This window comes from Desulfosalsimonas propionicica (assembly GCF_013761005.1).
Classification (GTDB): domain Bacteria; phylum Desulfobacterota; class Desulfobacteria; order Desulfobacterales; family Desulfosalsimonadaceae; genus Desulfosalsimonas; species Desulfosalsimonas propionicica.
The window spans coordinates 140,283-156,933 of record NZ_JACDUS010000007.1; the positions used below are offsets into that span (position 1 = coordinate 140,283).

The 16,651-nt window shown below is 50.1% G+C and carries 17 protein-coding genes; 8 read left to right on the forward strand and 9 right to left on the reverse strand.

The features are described 5' to 3' along the window. From narJ to HNR65_RS12560, 8 genes are all read left to right on the forward strand, one after another. Positions 1-540 carry a nitrate reductase molybdenum cofactor assembly chaperone gene (gene narJ / locus HNR65_RS12525; protein ID WP_181551856.1) on the forward strand — a complete coding sequence of 180 codons (540 nt, stop codon included), beginning with the start codon at positions 1-3 and terminating at the stop codon, positions 538-540. Next, the gene (gene narI, locus HNR65_RS12530; RefSeq protein WP_232364761.1) at positions 540-1,223 is read left to right on the forward strand and encodes a respiratory nitrate reductase subunit gamma; all 684 of its coding nucleotides are present in this window, start codon (positions 540-542) and stop codon (positions 1,221-1,223) included. Before narJ ends, narI begins: the two co-directional genes overlap by 1 nt. Before the next feature lie 162 nt (positions 1,224-1,385). Continuing rightward, positions 1,386-2,702 carry an MFS transporter gene (locus HNR65_RS12535; RefSeq protein ID WP_181551857.1) on the forward strand — a complete coding sequence of 439 codons (1,317 nt, stop codon included), beginning with the start codon at positions 1,386-1,388 and terminating at the stop codon, positions 2,700-2,702. Positions 2,703-2,754: 52 nt separating this feature from the next. Next, positions 2,755-3,081 (forward strand): hexameric tyrosine-coordinated heme protein, encoded by a 327-nt coding sequence (locus HNR65_RS12540; RefSeq protein ID WP_220128381.1) that lies wholly within the window; start codon positions 2,755-2,757, stop codon positions 3,079-3,081. 445 nt (positions 3,082-3,526) lie between these two features. Continuing rightward, entirely contained in the window at positions 3,527-3,736 is a 210-nt protein-coding gene (locus HNR65_RS12545) for a hypothetical protein (protein ID WP_181551858.1), read from the forward strand. A gap of 245 nt (positions 3,737-3,981) precedes the next feature. After that, positions 3,982-4,929 (forward strand): hypothetical protein, encoded by a 948-nt coding sequence (locus tag HNR65_RS12550; RefSeq protein ID WP_181551859.1) that lies wholly within the window; start codon positions 3,982-3,984, stop codon positions 4,927-4,929. A gap of 348 nt (positions 4,930-5,277) precedes the next feature. Further along, entirely contained in the window at positions 5,278-5,619 is a 342-nt protein-coding gene (locus tag HNR65_RS12555; protein ID WP_181551860.1) for a nucleotide pyrophosphohydrolase, read from the forward strand. Between the two features lie 536 nt (positions 5,620-6,155). Next, positions 6,156-6,959, forward strand: a complete 804-nt coding sequence (locus HNR65_RS12560) for a PilZ domain-containing protein (RefSeq protein WP_181551861.1) — start codon at positions 6,156-6,158, stop codon at positions 6,957-6,959. On the opposite strand, the gene HNR65_RS12565 is transcribed toward HNR65_RS12560, so the two are convergent. The 9 genes from HNR65_RS12565 to HNR65_RS12605 all read right to left on the reverse strand — a co-directional run. Then, positions 6,954-7,841 carry a glycoside hydrolase family 26 protein gene (locus tag HNR65_RS12565; protein WP_181551862.1) on the reverse strand — a complete coding sequence of 296 codons (888 nt, stop codon included), beginning with the start codon at positions 7,839-7,841 and terminating at the stop codon, positions 6,954-6,956. The genes HNR65_RS12560 and HNR65_RS12565 overlap by 6 nt on opposite strands. A 179-nt stretch (positions 7,842-8,020) precedes the next feature. Next, the gene (locus tag HNR65_RS12570) at positions 8,021-9,679 is read right to left on the reverse strand and encodes a glycosyltransferase family 2 protein (protein WP_232364762.1); all 1,659 of its coding nucleotides are present in this window, start codon (positions 9,677-9,679) and stop codon (positions 8,021-8,023) included. A 42-nt stretch (positions 9,680-9,721) separates the two neighbouring features. Beyond that, entirely contained in the window at positions 9,722-12,685 is a 2,964-nt protein-coding gene (locus tag HNR65_RS12575; protein ID WP_181551863.1) for a tetratricopeptide repeat protein, read from the reverse strand. 5 nt (positions 12,686-12,690) lie between these two features. Next, on the reverse strand, positions 12,691-13,323 hold the full coding sequence (locus HNR65_RS12580; protein ID WP_181551864.1) for a tetratricopeptide repeat protein: 633 nt from the start codon (positions 13,321-13,323) through the stop codon (positions 12,691-12,693). Beyond that, positions 13,320-13,817 carry a tetratricopeptide repeat protein gene (locus HNR65_RS12585; RefSeq protein ID WP_181551865.1) on the reverse strand — a complete coding sequence of 166 codons (498 nt, stop codon included), beginning with the start codon at positions 13,815-13,817 and terminating at the stop codon, positions 13,320-13,322. The genes HNR65_RS12580 and HNR65_RS12585 overlap by 4 nt, the downstream gene beginning before the upstream one ends. Next, entirely contained in the window at positions 13,814-14,260 is a 447-nt protein-coding gene (locus HNR65_RS12590) for an ATP-binding protein (RefSeq protein ID WP_332309030.1), read from the reverse strand. Before HNR65_RS12590 ends, HNR65_RS12585 begins: the two co-directional genes overlap by 4 nt. 3 nt (positions 14,261-14,263) lie before the next feature. Further along, entirely contained in the window at positions 14,264-14,611 is a 348-nt protein-coding gene (locus HNR65_RS12595; RefSeq protein ID WP_181551867.1) for an STAS domain-containing protein, read from the reverse strand. A gap of 41 nt (positions 14,612-14,652) precedes the next feature. Beyond that, a complete protein-coding gene (locus tag HNR65_RS12600; RefSeq protein ID WP_181551868.1) occupies positions 14,653-15,897 on the reverse strand; it encodes a PP2C family protein-serine/threonine phosphatase in 1,245 nt (414 codons plus the stop codon). Positions 15,898-16,255: 358 nt separating this feature from the next. Continuing rightward, positions 16,256-16,651: enoyl-CoA hydratase-related protein (locus HNR65_RS12605; RefSeq protein WP_232364763.1), on the reverse strand; the 396-nt coding region annotated here is incomplete at its 5' end.

Here is a 16,651-nt window from a genome sequence, read left to right on the forward strand (position 1 = left end):
ATGGATGAAACAGCTCAAAAACAGATCAAGGCATTGTCGTTTCTGCTGCAGTTTCCGGATGAAAAGACCCTTGAATCCCTGCGTGCGGCCGCCGCCGGGATCGAGCAGGTTTTTGCTGAACCCGGGCGCATCCATATCCGGAAATTTCTGCAATACCTGACCGAAACCCCGCACCTGGCCTTACAGGAAGCCTTTTGTGCGGCATTTGACTTAAATCCCGACACCTGCATGAACCTGACTTATCATCAATACAAGGACGGTGCAAAACGGGGCCCGGCCCTGGCCCGGTTTGCCCGGGCATTTGAACAGGCCGGGTTTGATCTGGTCTGCACGGATCTGCCCGATTACCTGCCCATGGTGCTTGAACTCATGTCCCAGTCAACAAACGGCGATTTTCAATGGGTGATCGCAGAGCACCGGCAAACCGTAAAAATGCTCACAGAACGGCTCAAGTCCATGCAAAGCCCGTATGCAGCAATTTTTCAGGTTTTAACTGAACTGTTGGAAGCGGTTTCAAACCAATACAAAAAGGGGGCCTGATGAGCGGATTTATGCATATTCTGGGTTTTATCGTGTTTCCGTATATCGCCCTGACAATCTTTGTCCTCGGCCATGCCTGGCGGTATGTCACGGACTGGAAGCGCTGGAACGCGGCATCCTCCCAGTTTCTCCACAAAGACAGCCTCAAGGGTGGCATCACCATATTTCACTGGGGCGCGCTGTTGACCCTGCTGGGCCATGCCGGCGGCATGCTGATTCCCCAGCGCATTTATGACGTCTTCGGGGTCAATGCCGCGGCCCATAATTTCATGGCCCACTGGGCCGGCCTGGTGGCCGGGGTGCTCATGATTGTCGGGGTGATCTGGCTGCTGGTGCGCCGCACCCGCCAGGACCGGATTTCTGCAAACACCACGATTCATGACTGGGTGCTGCTGGTCATGCTCCTGATCGTCTCCGGGCTGGGGCTTTACAACGTGGTGTTCACCCACTATGACGTTCTCTACTCGGTGGCCCCCTGGATCCGCAGCATCGTTGTGCTGGCCCCCAATCCCGCGCTCATGGCCCCGGTGCCGGTGTCCTACAAGCTGCATATCCTGAGCGCTTTTGTTCTTCTGGCCTATTCGCCCTTTACCCGGCTGGTGCATATCTGGAGCGCGCCCGTGACCTATTTGTACCGAAGCTACGTGATTTTCAGAAAGTTACCCGGCACAAAAGGAGCCTAAACCATGATGGCACCGTAGAAAGTCCAATATCTGCGTTACGCGCGATTTCTCAGAATTTCACGTACGAATAAGTACGCTGCATTCTTCGAAATCGCGCAAGCCTTGATCTTGAACTTTTTACGGCGCCATCTGAAAATCGACTTTTTACGAAGGCATCAAACCATGGCAGATGAAAACAACCATGAAAACGGAGCCGTCTGTTATGCCCGGTCCAGCCGGAGCGCGGCCCTGACCTGGACCACCCTGGCATTTTTTGCCGGGTTTGCCGGGGTCTCAGCCTTCGGGCCCATTGTCTCGCGCTTAAAGGAATCCATGGAAATCAGCGCGGTGCTCATGGGCGTGCTGTCAGCCTCGCCGTCTCTGACCGGCTCGCTTTTGCGCATCCCCTTTGGCGCGGCCGTGGACCGCATGGGCGGCAAAAAGCCTATCCTGATACTGCTGGGCCTGGCAGGCGCGGGCATTATCGGCCTGGCCCTGTTGTATGCCCTGTTTCCCGAGCCAACAGCCGCGCAGTTTCCGCTGTTTTTACTGGCCGGCATTTTGTGCGGCTGCGGAATCGCCATATTTTCAGTGGGCATTCCCACCGTGTCCTACTGGTATCCCCAGAAAAAACAGGGCGCGGCCCTGGCCGCCTATGCCGGGCTGGGCAATCTGGCCCCGGGCCTGTTTGCCATGCTTTTGCCCGCCATGGTGGCGGCAATGGGGCTGAAGTTTTCCTACATTGTCTGGGCGGTGTTTGTGCTGGCGGTATTTGTACTGGTGATGCTGTTTATGAAGGATGCCCCGTATTTTCAATACCGGGAAATGGGCATTGAAATCGATGAAGACGCCCTGATCCATGCCTGCGGCCAGGAGCTGCTGCCATCGGGCGCTGCAACAGACTCGTTGAAAAAAGCCGGGGCCAGCTGGCGCACCTGGATTCTGACCTATTTTTATTTTATCAACTTCGGCGGGTTTATCGCGCTCACAGTCTGGTTTCCCACCTACTGGTCCGAGTTTTTCAAAATGAGCATCATAAACGCGGGTTTTCTCACCGCCGCCTATTCCCTTTCCTCATCTCTTCTCCGGGTGGCCGGCGGCCGGGCCGCAGACATTTTCACCGGCGAAAAAGTGGCCCTGTTTTCCTTTGCAGCCGTCATTGCCGGCTCCATCCTCATGGTCCTGGTGGAAAAATCCTTTGCCCTGGCCCTTTTGGGCCAGATGATCATGGCATTAGGGATGGGCTTTGCCAATGCAGCGGTGTTTAAGCTGGTGCCGCGCTACACCCCGGCAGCAGTGGGCGGGGCTTCGGGCATCGTGGGCGGCCTGGGCGCATTCGGCGGATTTGTCATCCCCCCGGCCATGGGCCTGTTTGTGGCCATCTCCCCCACATCCGGCTACAGCAACGGCTTTGTGGTTTTTACCATACTCACCCTAGCCGCCCTGGGGCTTTTGTACGTGCTCTACCGTTATCCCCCGGCAGAGGGCAATGTCCTGTAAAAGCCCATAGATTAGTTAAAGGAAGTCTTGAAATCAAAAACAGGAGGTCAAAATGAAAAAAGTTTATCTGATTGTTTTTATGATGGTGTTTTTCTCCTTTATTTTCGTTTCTTTTGCCGCAGCAGAAGAGAGCATGACAAAACAGAAAAAAGAAGAAAGCTTAAGCCTAATTGTTGCGACCCCTGAAGATGGTTTCCAGCTGGCTATTGCGCTTTCCCGCAAGGGAGTTACAGAAACCCAGCCGGACAAGGAGGTGTTAAAGAAGCTGCGGCCGGCATACGCCCATGATCCGGACAGCTTAATTGCCGCATCCCAGGTAATTGCCATTCACTTTCAAACCATCGCCGCCGCCAATAACTACTGGCGCAGCGAGGAATAAATCCGTTTAATCGACCCTGTCGATTATCTATGCCGTGCCGGCGATCATGAACATCCTCGCGTTCGGGGTTTTCGGCTGGAATTATTAGATTTTGGAAACGCCCGCCTTTTGCAGCTCCTCTTCAAACATTTACAGGCCAAGAGGAGCTGCAAATCCGAAAATAATGCTTCGACAGATACTGCCAATCCATTACATCCAACGCAGCCCGTTTCTGACAGCGATGCTCTCCAAAGCTGCCAGGAGCACCTGCATTATTCTTGATTTATCAGCCGATGTGATTGTGGATCATTTGTCAAGAATAAAGCTTTGACGCCTCTTATGCCGGTTATTGCCGGTTTTGCAATCTATTTTGACGATATTTCACAAAAGACTTCCTGTTCTGTGCTTTTGCTCTTATCATACCTGCCGGACTACACCCGAAAAATTTTACAGGAGACCCTGGCCCATGAAATTTAAACTGGTAAAAGCTGTGGACAAGGACGAAAATGGCAATCTTGTCATCAACCTGGCTTCGAATGCGGCCGATGACGACTGGCTTCGCGCTGCCCGCTTAGCCCGCAGGGCCAAAGCAGGCGATGAGGAGGCCGCAAAAGAGTTGAAATTCCTCCGGGAAACCCCCATGGTTCGGTTGGTTGAAGACGAAAAAGAGGATTAACTTCTCCGATTGCTTAACAAAAAGCAAGCCAACATAGCCTTGCACATCCGAAAAGACCTGTAAAAATAGTCGTTCCAGAGCAATTTGATATATTTTATGCTGCTTCCACAGAGACCAACCCCGGGAAAGGGTTTTATGCAGACGATATTGAGCCATATTATTCAAAAACGGTTTTCACATTTGTATGAAGACGTGGCCACCGATGCCCTTGCGTCCTAAATTCCAGCAAAGAGGCGCACAGCGCAATGATGAAGGTGCTCCATGCAGCAGCCCCTGATCTTCCCGTCCTCCGGTTTGAAACCCAGAAAGCGGAAGAAAATATTCGGCCGGACATGTGGGGCTATGACAACGATGGCCCCCGGGTCTTTATTGAAAACAAGTTCTGGGCAGGATTGACAGAGCATCAACCCGTGTCATACCTTGAAAAATTGGCAGCATACAACCGGCCATCCATTATTTTATTTGTTGTGCCGGATGCACGCGAGCAAATCCTCTGGCGGGAATTATGCCGCAGGCTCCAGGAAGCCGGTATAGCTGCAACAGGCAAAAATACGTTATCCGGGCCTATTACGCTTGCAGCCGCAACTGCCACAGGCCCGGTAATGGCCCTTGCATCGTGGACCAGGCTGATCTCAGCGCTGGCGCTCAGCGTAGCAGATGATCCGTTTGCAAGAAACGATCTGGCCCAGCTGCAGGCTCTTTGTGAAGCAGCAGACATTGATGCATTTGTGCCAATATTGCCCCGGCACGTAACCGACCAGAGGATGCCCGCATTTGTCCTCCAGTTAAACGCCATAGTCCAGGCTTCAGTGGAACTGGCCGTTTCGGAAAATATTTTGACCCTAAACGGCCTAAAACCGCAGGCTTCCTGGAACCGGATCGGGCGCTACATAAAGTTTTCCTTTGAAAATGGCCCCGGTGTGTGGGTAGGGCTTCATTTCGACCTTTGGAAGCAGTACGGGGAAACGTTACTTTGGATGGTGTTTTCGCAAACAGATTGGGGACGGGCATTGCAGTCAAAGCCTTTACTCGAACCATGGGCCGCCCGGGAGGACAAATTCGTAGCCTTTCAGAACAGCGAACTGGCAATTGCCCTTAATCTTGTTTTTGGCGAAGATAAAGACCATGTGGTGCGAAGGCTTGCAGGGCTATACAAAGATATTGCAGATGCCCTTTGTCCGCCTGGTGCATAATCAACTTCACTTAACCCCGGTATTGCTGTTTAATTTTTCCCAGAAACTTGTCGGCAAAAACGGGCCGATGCTGACATCTTCGGCCATGCGGCGGCAATGGGCGCAGTTGATACAAAAAAACCCCATGCAAAACACTTGAAAAAATAAGTGACCATTCGCATGGATGTTGATATCATTAGTTATTTCAAGAAACCGGCATTCCGGACCAGAATCTGATCAATCTGTATTTGAGAGATTGTGTGCAGTTCGAGCGAAAGATTTCAATCAAATGGGATTCATAAGAGGCATGAGGCGGAAAAAGGCGATTTTGTGAACAAGAGCCTGAATTCGGAACAACGGTAATGATCAATGGAATCCTTGAAACAAAAATTAAGAGAGTTTGCAACGGCGCGGGACTGGGAACAGTTTCATTCGCCAAAAAATCTTGTCATGGCCCTGAGCGTGGAAGTTGCAGAACTTATGGAGCATTTCCAGTGGATTTCGCAAGACCAAAGCAGAAACCTGGATGCAAAAACCCGTGAAAAGGTCCGGCAGGAAATCGGGGATGTTATGGTTTATCTCGTCCGGCTGGCCGATCAGCTCGGAATTGACCCGGTAGCGGCTGCACAGGAAAAAGTTTCTGTCAATGAAGCCCGGTATCCGGCAGAAAAGGTGCGGGGCAGCGCGAAAAAGTACAATGAATATGAATGATGGCAGCCACAAGGCGGAAAACCGGATATGCTGATTTATTCTGCGACCAAAAGAGATTTCAGAAAAGATGTTCTATCCAATCGAATCGAGGAAAAAATATTAACCGCCTACCAGGAAAAAACGGGCAATACAACTAGCCAGAGCGAGATCCTGTCATGGAGAAATTCCATGCAGTATATGCACAACGTCCTGGATTTCACAAAAATTCAGAATGATACCGGTGTTTCCATTGAATACTGGCAGAAGACATCCTCGAAAACCCGGCGGCCGGCGTGGAGAGTTTCCGGCGGATTGTGGCCTCGGTTAACGGGCAGTAGGGGATTTTCAAGGATTCCTGGTCTGTCAGTGCTTACTGTTTGATTCTGCGGTGTAATTTGTGTATGCTTCATTTTGACGGGGTTTTTTTGTGATGTTGAGTTTGTCAATCGTCTATTTTTAAGCCCGAAAGTTGAGTTATATGTTTATCAACCGGCTTATTAACCATACTGGCTTGTTCAGCAAGGTCCTTTATAGAGTTTAGAAAAAGGTTTTTTTAGATGACAACCCTTGAAAAACGTTCAGAAGAAAGGCTTCCACTGGAATCTGCAACGCTGCCCCTTTTGGGCTCCAGGCAGGAAGACTTCCAGCCGTTTCAATACCTGGTGCAGGATTTGAGCGCAAATGGTGTGCGCATTGCCATCCCCTCCTGGGCACAGCGAAGGGAAAAGCTTTACAGGGGAGATGCAGTAAATCTTCATTTGCCCTACCAGCTTTACGGGCAGAGCAAAAATCAGGGGATCGTTGCCTGGGAAAACTGGGATCCGCAGATGCAGATTCAGTCCTGTGGAATTTCCCTGCACAGACATTTTCCGGAAACTTATCCGGTCTATATTTCACTGGAAACCCGGGAAGCGGTCGTCAACCTGTCTGTTGTGCAAAGCGTTGCAAACATCCTTTGTAAAGTGCTAAAGGATGCTGTTTTGCTAAAAAGGGGCCTGCTTATCTACATGGAGCACCTGGTGGCCTACCTGACCCGGGTAAGCCGGTTTTCCAAAAAGGAGTACGCAGATTTCCGGGGGCTTATCATTGAAGATATTCAGTCCGGGCTTAAGGATAATCTCAGGTATTTAGAGGCGCTTTATCAAGACGCCTTGAACGCTGCATCTGAACATGAGATTTTTGATCGGCTTGATATTGATGATATCCGGAAGAAAATGGAGCCTGAACTCTATGTCGATCTTTTCCGGTCAGTACTGGATTCAGAAATTATCCAGCGCTACCTGGTCGCCTTGAAAGTTCTGGAGAAAAAGGGATTTAACAATTACAATACTTTGGTAATCCTTTATGTAAACAGCCTATGAACCGTTTTTGCCTTCAAACAAGGGCATGGGGGAAAAAAAATGCCTCAGCACCGGCCCGCAGTAGCTGCAGGACGGATCAGTTTGCAGGCGCCAGTTTGTTTCCTTGTCCGCCTGGAACCAGAACACACCCCGGATATCCCACCGGGCTGCAGTAAAAAAGGCGTCCCTGACCCATCGGTCCCGGTCCCTCCCATCCTGTCGGGCCGCAGCGGTTTCAAAAACAAATACCGGTTTTTCGGAATCGATTTGTTTTAATTGCCTGTACATGGATGAAAAGATATCTTCAAACGTACGCCAGTTGCTTTGCCACCCATGTTCATCAACCGTCCGGGTTTGTCCCCAGTTATATCCGTCCATTCCCATTACATCTACGTAGCTGCTGCCGGGATAATAATTTTTTGCCTGGTTCCAGTCTGCTCCCGGATCTTTTTCCGGGCAGGGCAGGGACTCGGCATTGGGGCAAAATGCAAAAAAAGCGTTTTTTACACCCAGGTTTTTAAATCGTAAAACCACGTAGCGAAACATTTCCCGGTAGCGCCGGGGACTGTTGGGGCCGTATTCTGACCTTTTTGCTCCCCAGGCGTATTGATCAATGTTCATCTCGTGGGCAAAACGGATCATTACGGGATATCCCAGGGTGCGGACTTGCTTTGCAAACCCGTCGATATAGCCGTCGTATTCTCCGTTTACAATTTCTTCAGACGGGATCATGCGAGGCTTGCCGTCTTTATGATGCAGGGGTTCCCATGTCAGGCAGGTCATGGCCCCGGCTTTGTGTACGGCCTCAAATGCCTGTTCCGGAAAGTTGTTGTGCAGGGGGTTTTTGGGCCACTGCAAAAACAAGTTGATCATGCTGACCGGCAAGCCTGTTTCCGCTTCCATTATTTTGATTTCATCAGCGGATTCCGGCAGTCCGTGCACGGCCAGTCCGAAAAACAAGCTCTGGTTCTGCCCGGAAAATCGATTCTTTTCTTTTCCCGTGCACCCGGGAGAAAACGGGACAGTTAATAAAATGCCTGCCAAAAGCATGCAAGAATATTTTTTTAAAGATAATGTCGGTTTCACAGCGATTCGGGCTCTTTTTCCAAGGGATGGTTGAAATACACAACAAAGACAAGAATTAAAAAATGGTATAGGCACCAAAACGAGTTCACCGACAGCGCCAGCACCAGTTCCCTTTCGAAATAAATGCGCATGCCCGCCCATATCGCTGCTGTAAAACATAACAAGGCAAGGCCCACCTGCGGCCAGAGCGTATAAAACGGTAATGACAGGCTCTGGCCTTTGGGCGTGGTCTTGAAGCTGCCCCTGTAGCCTGAAATGGCCAGAAGAGATGCCTTCATATAAACAGGAAAGCAGATTGCCTGGAGCAGCACCCCGTTTACAATTTCAAAAAATTTATAGCGCCGCTGGCGCAAAGACCAGAGAAACAGGCTGAACGAAAGGAGAATATAGGGAATATAAAACATGAAATACAGCTCTGGTTTGGCAAAATAGGTTGGAATATTAAATAAAATAAACAAAACCGGAGAGATGACCAGAATCAGCATGACCCATCCGATAAAATAATGCGTACAGGATAACATATATTCCCACCATTTATATAAATTCAGCCGCCCTGGATTTTTTACAAAGGCCTTTACGATCTCGCGAAAAAGCCCCACTGTTCCAAGAGACCAGCGGAACTGCTGCTTGAAATACGCCCCAAGGTCTTCCGGGCCGTCTCCGAAAGCGCTGACTTTGTTCAAATAAGCCGAACTCCATCCTTTCAGGTGAAACTTCAGTGATGTGGCAAAATCCTCGGTTACGGAAGCCTCGTCAAAACCGCCCACGTCCTTTAGGGCTTTTCTTCTGAAAACAACATTGGTTCCGCAGCAGAACATGGCATCCTGCATGCTCTTGCCTTCGCATATGTATTCATAAAAGACGGCCTGCTGGAGCCCCGAGGCCCTGGCCACACGGTTGCCTTCGAAATTGGTGTAATACTGGGGCGTCTGGATAAACGCCACGTCAGCATTGGCTTCCATCCTGGCAATCAGCGGTTCAACAAAATCCGGAAAAGGGTTCTGATCTGCGTCAAACACGATGATGTATTTCTCGCTTCCCGGCTTTGTGTTTTCCCAGTGGGCACATGCCTGGTACGAAAAACCTGCCGGTGGACTGCCGTCCAGAAAATTCATAAAATCATTGATCATTCCGGCTTTGGCCCCCCGCCATTTGCGCCGGAACAGATCAACGCCGATGCGCTGGCACATGTCGTCTACCTGTTTCCGGTAGAAATCCGCGTTTTCTGCTGACGTCCAATCCCCGGTGTCATATCGGGTGTCGTCCAGAAAATAAATTCTCTTGTTGGGATAGGTCAGGTTATAGAAACTGACCAGGGTATCCTCCACGATTTCGATAGGCTCCCGAAACGAAGAGACAATAATCGCCACCGGCGGATATTCGTATAGTTCCATGGACTTGAGTTCTTGCGGGGCATCATTTTTCTCATCCGAATTGATAACGCGAAACAGGTTCAGAAAATAGCCGAACCCGTGTGTGAGTACAAAAAACTGGGCAGCAAGAAGCAGGAAGCCGAAAAATTTTTCATACCAGGCATAATCGGCCACAATAAAAATAAATATCCTGACCGTAAGGTAAAGGACAATGATAAGCAGCGTAAACGAGATAAGTGAAAGAATCAGGTTGTTTATAATTTTTTTTTGTATCTTCATCATGAAGCCTATTTACTTTTCAGTCAAAGAGTTGTGCCTTTTGTTCTAAAACCTTACAAACATGTCTATCGACAATGCGGCCGCATCCCACTGTTTTGAACGGTGCCACATGGCCGAAGCGCTGACGCCGACTCGGTCGCTTATTTCTTTTTTCCACAGCGCCTCGATCTCAAAGGAGTGATTCTGATCGGTTTCCGTGCCTATGGTAATCCGCAGGTCGTAAAAATGCTCTCGTGCACCGCAGAAAAAATTCTCTGCCAGGTCATGGCGAAACACAAGCGTTGCGGCGGTCTTCCAGTAATCCTGCGGGGTCCAGTAGGGATGCCTGAAATCATCGGGTGTTAAACACCGGCCACCCGGGGCCGTACACCCCTGATGCAAATCGTCTGTATCCCGGTATTCAACGGAGAGTATACCTTTTACCTCCCGGGGATGATCGGTAAAAGAATAGCCTGCGGCAGCATCATATATGTATCCGTGATTGCCGTCACTGTAGCTTTTGTAGGCTGTTCCTGCCCCTATTTCAAACCTCCGGGACAGATTTGCATCAAGTCTTGCCTTCAGGCTTTCGTAATAAATACCCTGTGCCAGCGCCACAGGGTTGACAAGTTCTTCTGCTTTTTCATAACCGATTTCAAAACGGGCATAATTGTCCAGGTTGATCGCTGCTGTCAAATACCCCAGTGTTATATCATCAAGATCCACCCGGAAAGCTTCACGGGCTGCATTATCGCCGGTAAGCTTTGAAAAATTTGTCATTTGCAGGTTTTCATCGTAGGCCTTGCGGGTTATTCCGCCGTAAAAAGAAAGATAGGGCCCGGTGACCAGCTCACCCCGGAGGCCAAGTCCAGAGGCTTCCACTGTATCAGCGTATTTCAGTGGAGATTCCATATACCGGTGTGCAACCACCTGCAGTTTGTGCCTGCAGTTAACCGGGAGCTTTATTCCGAGATCGGCCCTGTGCCTTTCCATCTGAGCAAGATCTCCCCGGCCTTTTTCCCTCCAGAATCTGTATGCCCCAAATATCTGCGGGCGTGACCGTGTTTTTTGTCTTTCAAGGGCGACAGCGGCCTGACCGTGCAGGGGATCAATTTTGAGCAGTTCTTCATAAAACTGCTTTTCCTGGTCACAAAGACCAAGGGCGCAGTGAACCTGGGCCAGTTCAAACAGCGCTTCCTGGTTGCCGGCATCAATCTCCACCAGCTCCCGCAGCCGTCTTTGGGCCGGGGCAAAACGTCTGTTGTAGACAAGGTGTTTGGACTGGTGCTCCAGGGATGCTTTTTTCTGTATCTGATACAGATAATCCAGTTCGGCCCGGGTATTTTCAATGGTTTGCCGATGGCGTTGCCGTAGCTGGAAGCCCTGCTTTTCATACCAGTGAAAAAAGGTTTCATACCCGTTATAGGCAGATCCGCTGTCAGCTTTCTGATCCAGCTTTTCCAATGCGCTTTCCAGAAGTCCGTCATTGGCCGGCTCTGCTTTGCCGCGCAGGCGTTTCAGTAAAACTGTGTCCACGGGAGGGGTGTATATGCGTTGATAATAACCGCGTCCCGCATCGGCCATTTTCCCCCAGTATGCGGTGCGGGCAGCTTCTTTTAAGACAACGAAGTTGTCCGGGTTCTTTTGAAACAATGCTTCATAGGCATCAACAGCATCCCCGTATCTGGCAGACCAGGAAAGAACCCTGGCCCGGGTCAGGGCAAGCTTGTAACTTTCAGGATAGTCTGCGCGCAGGCGGTCCAAAACAGAAGTGCTTTTATCATAAAGCCCCATGGCTGCACTTGTTTCCGCAAGGCCCACGGCGCAGGGGAAATGATCCGGGTAACTTGCAAAAGCGGCTTTATAACAGGATAGTGCGAGTTCACGGTGTCCAAGTTTCGCCAGAACATCGCCCAGATCACAGAGCCGATCCGGACCCGGTTTTTCCTGAATCAACCCCTGGATATAATCCGGCAGGGAATCTCCGGCTGCCTGCAGCAGAAGGATCTTTGGCAATGATGCCTGCGGATTGATGGCCAGGGCCTGCTCCCAGCACTGCCTGGCCTCCCGGGGTTTTCCCCGTTTTGATTTAACCTGTCCCAGGCCTGTGAGTGCTTCGGCTTTTTTTCTGCCCACGGCAGCGGCTTTTGTATACAGCGCTTCTGCATCCTCGGGCCGGTTGGCCAGTTGATAGCTACGGGCGCCCGGCATGAGGATGACATCTTTGAAGCCGTGCTTTTCTATAAAGGCATCCGCAGATGATGTCGCTTTTGCGTAGTCGCCTTCCTGCAATGCGATGTTTACCTTTTCAGCATGGGCTTCATAATAATGCACCGATGGCCGGCTATTTTTCTTTTTGGTTATAATCAGCAGATGCTTTCTGGCTTCATCATATCGCTGCTGGGTGCTCAAATTTCTTGCCAGCTTCAGGTTCAGGCTTTCACTTGCCGGATCTTTTGCCAGCTGCTGCCGAATAATTTCTTCTGCTGTATAAAAATCTCCCCATAAAATGGTCAGGTCCGCAAATGCCATCAGGGTCTGTGCTTTTTCATCACCATCGAGTTTGGCAAGGACTTTTTGGCAGATATCCCGGCTTTTGCTGTATTGTCCGAAAGAAGCGTATAATTTTGCCAGCGCCTGGAAGGCCTTGGGGTCAGAATCAGCAGATACGGGAAAATCGTCGGCAAGATCAATCGCCCTGCTTCGGTTTCCCTGCAAAAACGCCAGTCTGATGCGCAAAAGCTTTACCCGGCGGCTATCCGGTTGGCTGTCGGCCAGCTTGTCGATGACCGCATCCGCCCTGGCCAGGTTGTCCGGAGTTTTGCTTTGCAAAAGCAGCCCGGCGAGCATCAAACGGGCTTTAAAATCGCTTATTGCTTCGCTTTGCGGCACGATGGCGGACCGGCTGTTTTCCGGGGACGGCCGATAAAACGGCTTGTCTTTTCCGGCAGCTGCAATTGCCGGCGAAATTAGCCATAACAGGCAGAAGAAAACGTTGAGAATCCTTTTTATGTGTATCCCCGGGCCCATATCAGTTAATCCGCAAGTGTTTTTTCCAGTTCTGTGATGGCCTGGTCAAATTGCTCCGACCAGATCAGCACCTGCGCGTACTTTCTTCTTACCTGGATATCATCGGGCCTTTCTTTTAAGATGGTTCTGAACTCCTTTGCCGAAGCCTCGTAATCGCCCGTCCAGCTAAGCACCTGAGCCAGCTTCAGGCGGACTCCATGGTCGGAAGGCTCGGATGAAAGGTGGTCGGTATAAATCTCTATGGCCGGTTCATACTCCTTGCGGGCAACATAAATATCGGCCATTTCCAGTTTTGCCGCAGCCGACAATTGCTTTTCGGGCACTGAGGAAAAAACCTTTTCGGCCTCGTCCAGGTCCCCTTTCCAGTAAAGCACCCGAGCCAGTTCAAGGCGGGCTTCGGCCAGGTCAGGTTTTTGATTGAGAAGTTTTTTGTATTGCTGCACAGACTCTTCGTAGCGCTCTGTGTAGCTCAGCAGCCGGGCCAGTTCAAGGCGCGCCTCCCAGTCCGGTATATCTTCGAGAAACAGGTTCTGGCTGTCTTCAAACGAGGATTCAGAGCAAAAGGCTGAACCGGGGATTATCCCCACGAGCACAGCGCATGAAATCATAATAAAAATTGTTGGTTTTATCGTTTTCATGATTTTTCTCCAAGAATCCGGTAATAAATATCAATGGCCTCCTGAAAACGCCCGCGCCTGGATAAAATCCTGGCCTGCCACACCAGGGCAATATCCCAGTCTGGTTTTTGGTCCAGAACCCTTTCTATGATTGCAAGGGCATGATCCGGATTGTTGTTTAGTAAATGCACCTGGGCCAGTTTCATCTGAAGGGACAGATTGTCCGGGCTTTTTTGTTTTATTTGCAAAAAAGCATCCAGGGCCTTGTCAAATTTTTCCAGGGCGAGATACGTATCTCCGAGACGATGCCAGGCAGCCGGGTCATCTATTCCCTTTTCCAGGGCCATGCGATAGAGTTTGGCGGCTTTTTGGTAATCATTTGCCATAAATGCCTGCCGTGCATGGTGAGACAGCACTTCATCCTGGTGGATGCGCGTATATGCCCAGGGAACCGCGGCCAGCAGAAAGCACAACATCCCGGCGAATAAAAGGTATTGTCTGGATTTGGCACTCATGCCCCCGGCCTGCCTGATGGGATTTTCTTTTTCATGGTCAGTGTGTTTTTACCCGCAATTGATTGGTATCTGACTTCATCCATTGTTTTTTGAATCAGAAAAAGTCCTCTGCCCCCCTCTGTTTCGGAGATGTTATTCTGGGGGGCGTGAAGTTGTTTTTGTTTCAGCATCTCTGTATTTAAAGCAATACCCGTGTCCGTTACCTGTACAACAATATCGGACGCATAAAGCAAAAGATTTACCTCGACGCTGCAATCCGCCCTGCATTCATGTGCGTGTTTTATGCTGTTGGCGACGGCTTCACAAACCGCCAGTTCAAATAAATAAACAAGCTCTTTATCCGGTGTCGTCCCGGCAAGAATCCCTTTAATCGCCTGGCCGATCATCTGTACACAATCCAGGCGGCAGGGTATTGTTAAAGTGATCTTTCTGAAGGACTCCACGACTCATGCAACCCGGTTCATGGATTGAATCGCACTTTTTCTGTCTTCATGGATTTCAAAAACGCCCCTGTCCAGCCGGGTGATTGAAAAAAGTTTGGCAACGTTGGGGCAGATGCCAAACAATACCAGCCGTCCCCTGTCGCCGATTGTTTTCAATGTGGAAAGCAGGGCGGATAAGCCTGAACTGTCCATGAATTCGACTTCTGACAGGTCTATGGCAATATACATGTTGTCCTGCAGGATATAATCGACCATGTGGCTTTTAAACTCCGGGGCATTTCCTGCATCCAGCCGGCCGGAAAGCGGTTTTGCCAGTAAAACCGCACCTTCTTTTTTTGTTTCAATGTCCATGTGGGATTGCCTCGTAAAAAGTATTTACCCGGATGGTGCTGTTAGTTATCTCCGGTGTAGGAATGTTTGGTGCGGATGCCCCTGGAGGTGCCGGATACGTGAAGCGCTGTGAGATCGTCATCAAATCCGACAATAGCCTCTGCGCAATTGGCTACTTCGCCGGGCAGCTGATCAACATCAAACACTTCCCGGTTTAAAAGTGTGACGCATAGATTTTTGAAGGAATCATAGCCAAATATGCCCCTGCCCTGAATCCGGCACTCGTAAAAACCGTCCGTATACAGCAAAAGCTCCCATTTGCCCCGGCATTCAAGACGTTGATGCGGATAGCCTGTATCAACAACGCCCAGAAGAGGGGAGGTGGCTTCAATTTCTGTCATTTTTTCCTCATCTTTGAAGAAACCCGGGCAATGACCGGCGTTGATATATTCAATGCAACCGTTTTCCGGATAAATATCTGTCACCAGCAATGTGACAAAATCGCCCTGTTTGCCGACCTTTTGGATCAGCTGCCGGTTTAGTGCTTCAATCATGTCTGACAGCGGGGTCTTCTGATTTGCGGCAAAATGAAAAAAAGTTCGTACCATGGACATGATAAATGCCGCCCGGGCACCATGTCCGGATACATCGGCGATCACACATCGTAGTGCGCCGCCGGGCAAAGCAAGATAATCAAAGTAGTCTCCTGCTGCCAGACCGGATGGCTGATAAAAACCCCGTGCGGATAGACAGGAAGTTGTGTAGGGCTTGTCAGGAAGCAGGCTTTGCTGTAGTTCAGACAGGGACAGCAATTCCATTGACAGCTGCCGGTTTGCCTCTTCTGCTTTGCGCCATGCGGTTTGCAGGGCTTCCCGGTTTTTTTTTCTTTCCGTTACATCGCGCAGGACTCCGACGGCGCACCACTGGCCGTTTACTTCAAAGGCTGCCACGGATAGCTCCACATCCAAAAGAGCCCCGTTTTTGCATCGGGCCTGAATTTCCCGGACGTTATTGATAACCGAACCTTCTCCTGTTCGGGCGAATTCCGGCATCATTTCCAGGGCTTTTTCCCGATCCTCGGGCCCTGCAAGCAAAGTGTGAATGCAAACGCCCAGGGCTTCAATTTCCGGATAGCCAAAAAGTTTTTTAGCCGCAGGATTCCAGAAATTGATCACGCCCTGGCCGTTTATCATGATCAGGGGATCCAGCGAGGCCCGGGCCATGCTCTGAATTTCTTTTTCCCTGCGTAAAAGGGATTCTTCCTGATTTTTTTTCTCGTAGACACTATTGTTTTGTGACAAAACCATAAAATCAACGCATACTATCGACTTTTAAAAAATAACCTCGTTCATGGCCGGGCTTTTTGCCTTGCCCCGGGCCGTTTAGGGACAACTCTGGCTCTTAATTTTTCAGAATAACACAGGATTACATCAAAATGCACTATTTTTTACCAGGGATGGCCAGGAGGTGTTTGCAAGAAGCCTCTAAAGTGATGCAATACTATTGGGTAAATATCGGCAAGTCTGCAATGCCGTGCATAAATTGTCGAAAAATCTTTTTCCCGGAACGGATTGCCGTGGACTGTCAGCAGAAAATCACCATCATGAACGATCTTGAAAAAAAGACGGATTCACTCACGCAAAAACCGACCCGGGACAAGGCAGATCAGCGGTTTTTCCATTTCACCGGGGGTTGTTTCTCAACAAACGCCCGAATGCCGTTTTGTGCATCCTCGGCCATGCAGTTCATGACAATGGTGTGCTTGGCAAAATCAAGCGCCTTGTCATCTTCCTGATCCACCTGGGAATAAAAGCCCTGTTTGCCGATGCTTAAAGTAAACCGGCTTGCTTCTGCAATTTGGGCCGCCAGCTTTTCCGTTTCCTGAGCAAGTTGGCTTAAAGGCACCACCCGATTGACCAGCCCGAGCTGTTTGGCCTCTTCAGCCGGGAAAGAACGGCCGGTCAACAGCATCTCCATGGCGGCCTTTCTCCCGATGGCCCGGGAAACGGCAACCGCCGGTGTGGTACAGAAAAGGCCGATTTTCACGCCGGGCGTGGCAAA

Bases quoted from the DNA above. Each gene is read 5' to 3' on its own strand.
- narJ (WP_181551856.1), top strand. From the start codon at position 1: ATGGATGAAACAGCTCAAAAACAGATCAAGGCATTGTCGTTTCTGCTG.
- narI (WP_232364761.1), top strand. From the start codon at position 540: ATGAGCGGATTTATGCATATTCTGGGTTTTATCGTGTTTCCGTATATC.
- HNR65_RS12535 (WP_181551857.1), top strand. From the start codon at position 1,386: ATGGCAGATGAAAACAACCATGAAAACGGAGCCGTCTGTTATGCCCGG.
- HNR65_RS12540 (WP_220128381.1), top strand. From the start codon at position 2,755: ATGAAAAAAGTTTATCTGATTGTTTTTATGATGGTGTTTTTCTCCTTT.
- HNR65_RS12545 (WP_181551858.1), top strand. From the start codon at position 3,527: ATGAAATTTAAACTGGTAAAAGCTGTGGACAAGGACGAAAATGGCAAT.
- HNR65_RS12550 (WP_181551859.1), top strand. From the start codon at position 3,982: ATGATGAAGGTGCTCCATGCAGCAGCCCCTGATCTTCCCGTCCTCCGG.
- HNR65_RS12555 (WP_181551860.1), top strand. From the start codon at position 5,278: ATGGAATCCTTGAAACAAAAATTAAGAGAGTTTGCAACGGCGCGGGAC.
- HNR65_RS12560 (WP_181551861.1), top strand. From the start codon at position 6,156: ATGACAACCCTTGAAAAACGTTCAGAAGAAAGGCTTCCACTGGAATCT.
- HNR65_RS12565 (WP_181551862.1), bottom strand. From the start codon at position 7,841: ATGGAAGCGGAAACAGGCTTGCCGGTCAGCATGATCAACTTGTTTTTG.
- HNR65_RS12570 (WP_232364762.1), bottom strand. From the start codon at position 9,679: ATGATGAAGATACAAAAAAAAATTATAAACAACCTGATTCTTTCACTT.
- HNR65_RS12575 (WP_181551863.1), bottom strand. From the start codon at position 12,685: ATGGGCCCGGGGATACACATAAAAAGGATTCTCAACGTTTTCTTCTGC.
- HNR65_RS12580 (WP_181551864.1), bottom strand. From the start codon at position 13,323: ATGAAAACGATAAAACCAACAATTTTTATTATGATTTCATGCGCTGTG.
- HNR65_RS12585 (WP_181551865.1), bottom strand. From the start codon at position 13,817: ATGAGTGCCAAATCCAGACAATACCTTTTATTCGCCGGGATGTTGTGC.
- HNR65_RS12595 (WP_181551867.1), bottom strand. From the start codon at position 14,611: ATGGACATTGAAACAAAAAAAGAAGGTGCGGTTTTACTGGCAAAACCG.
- HNR65_RS12600 (WP_181551868.1), bottom strand. From the start codon at position 15,897: ATGGTTTTGTCACAAAACAATAGTGTCTACGAGAAAAAAAATCAGGAA.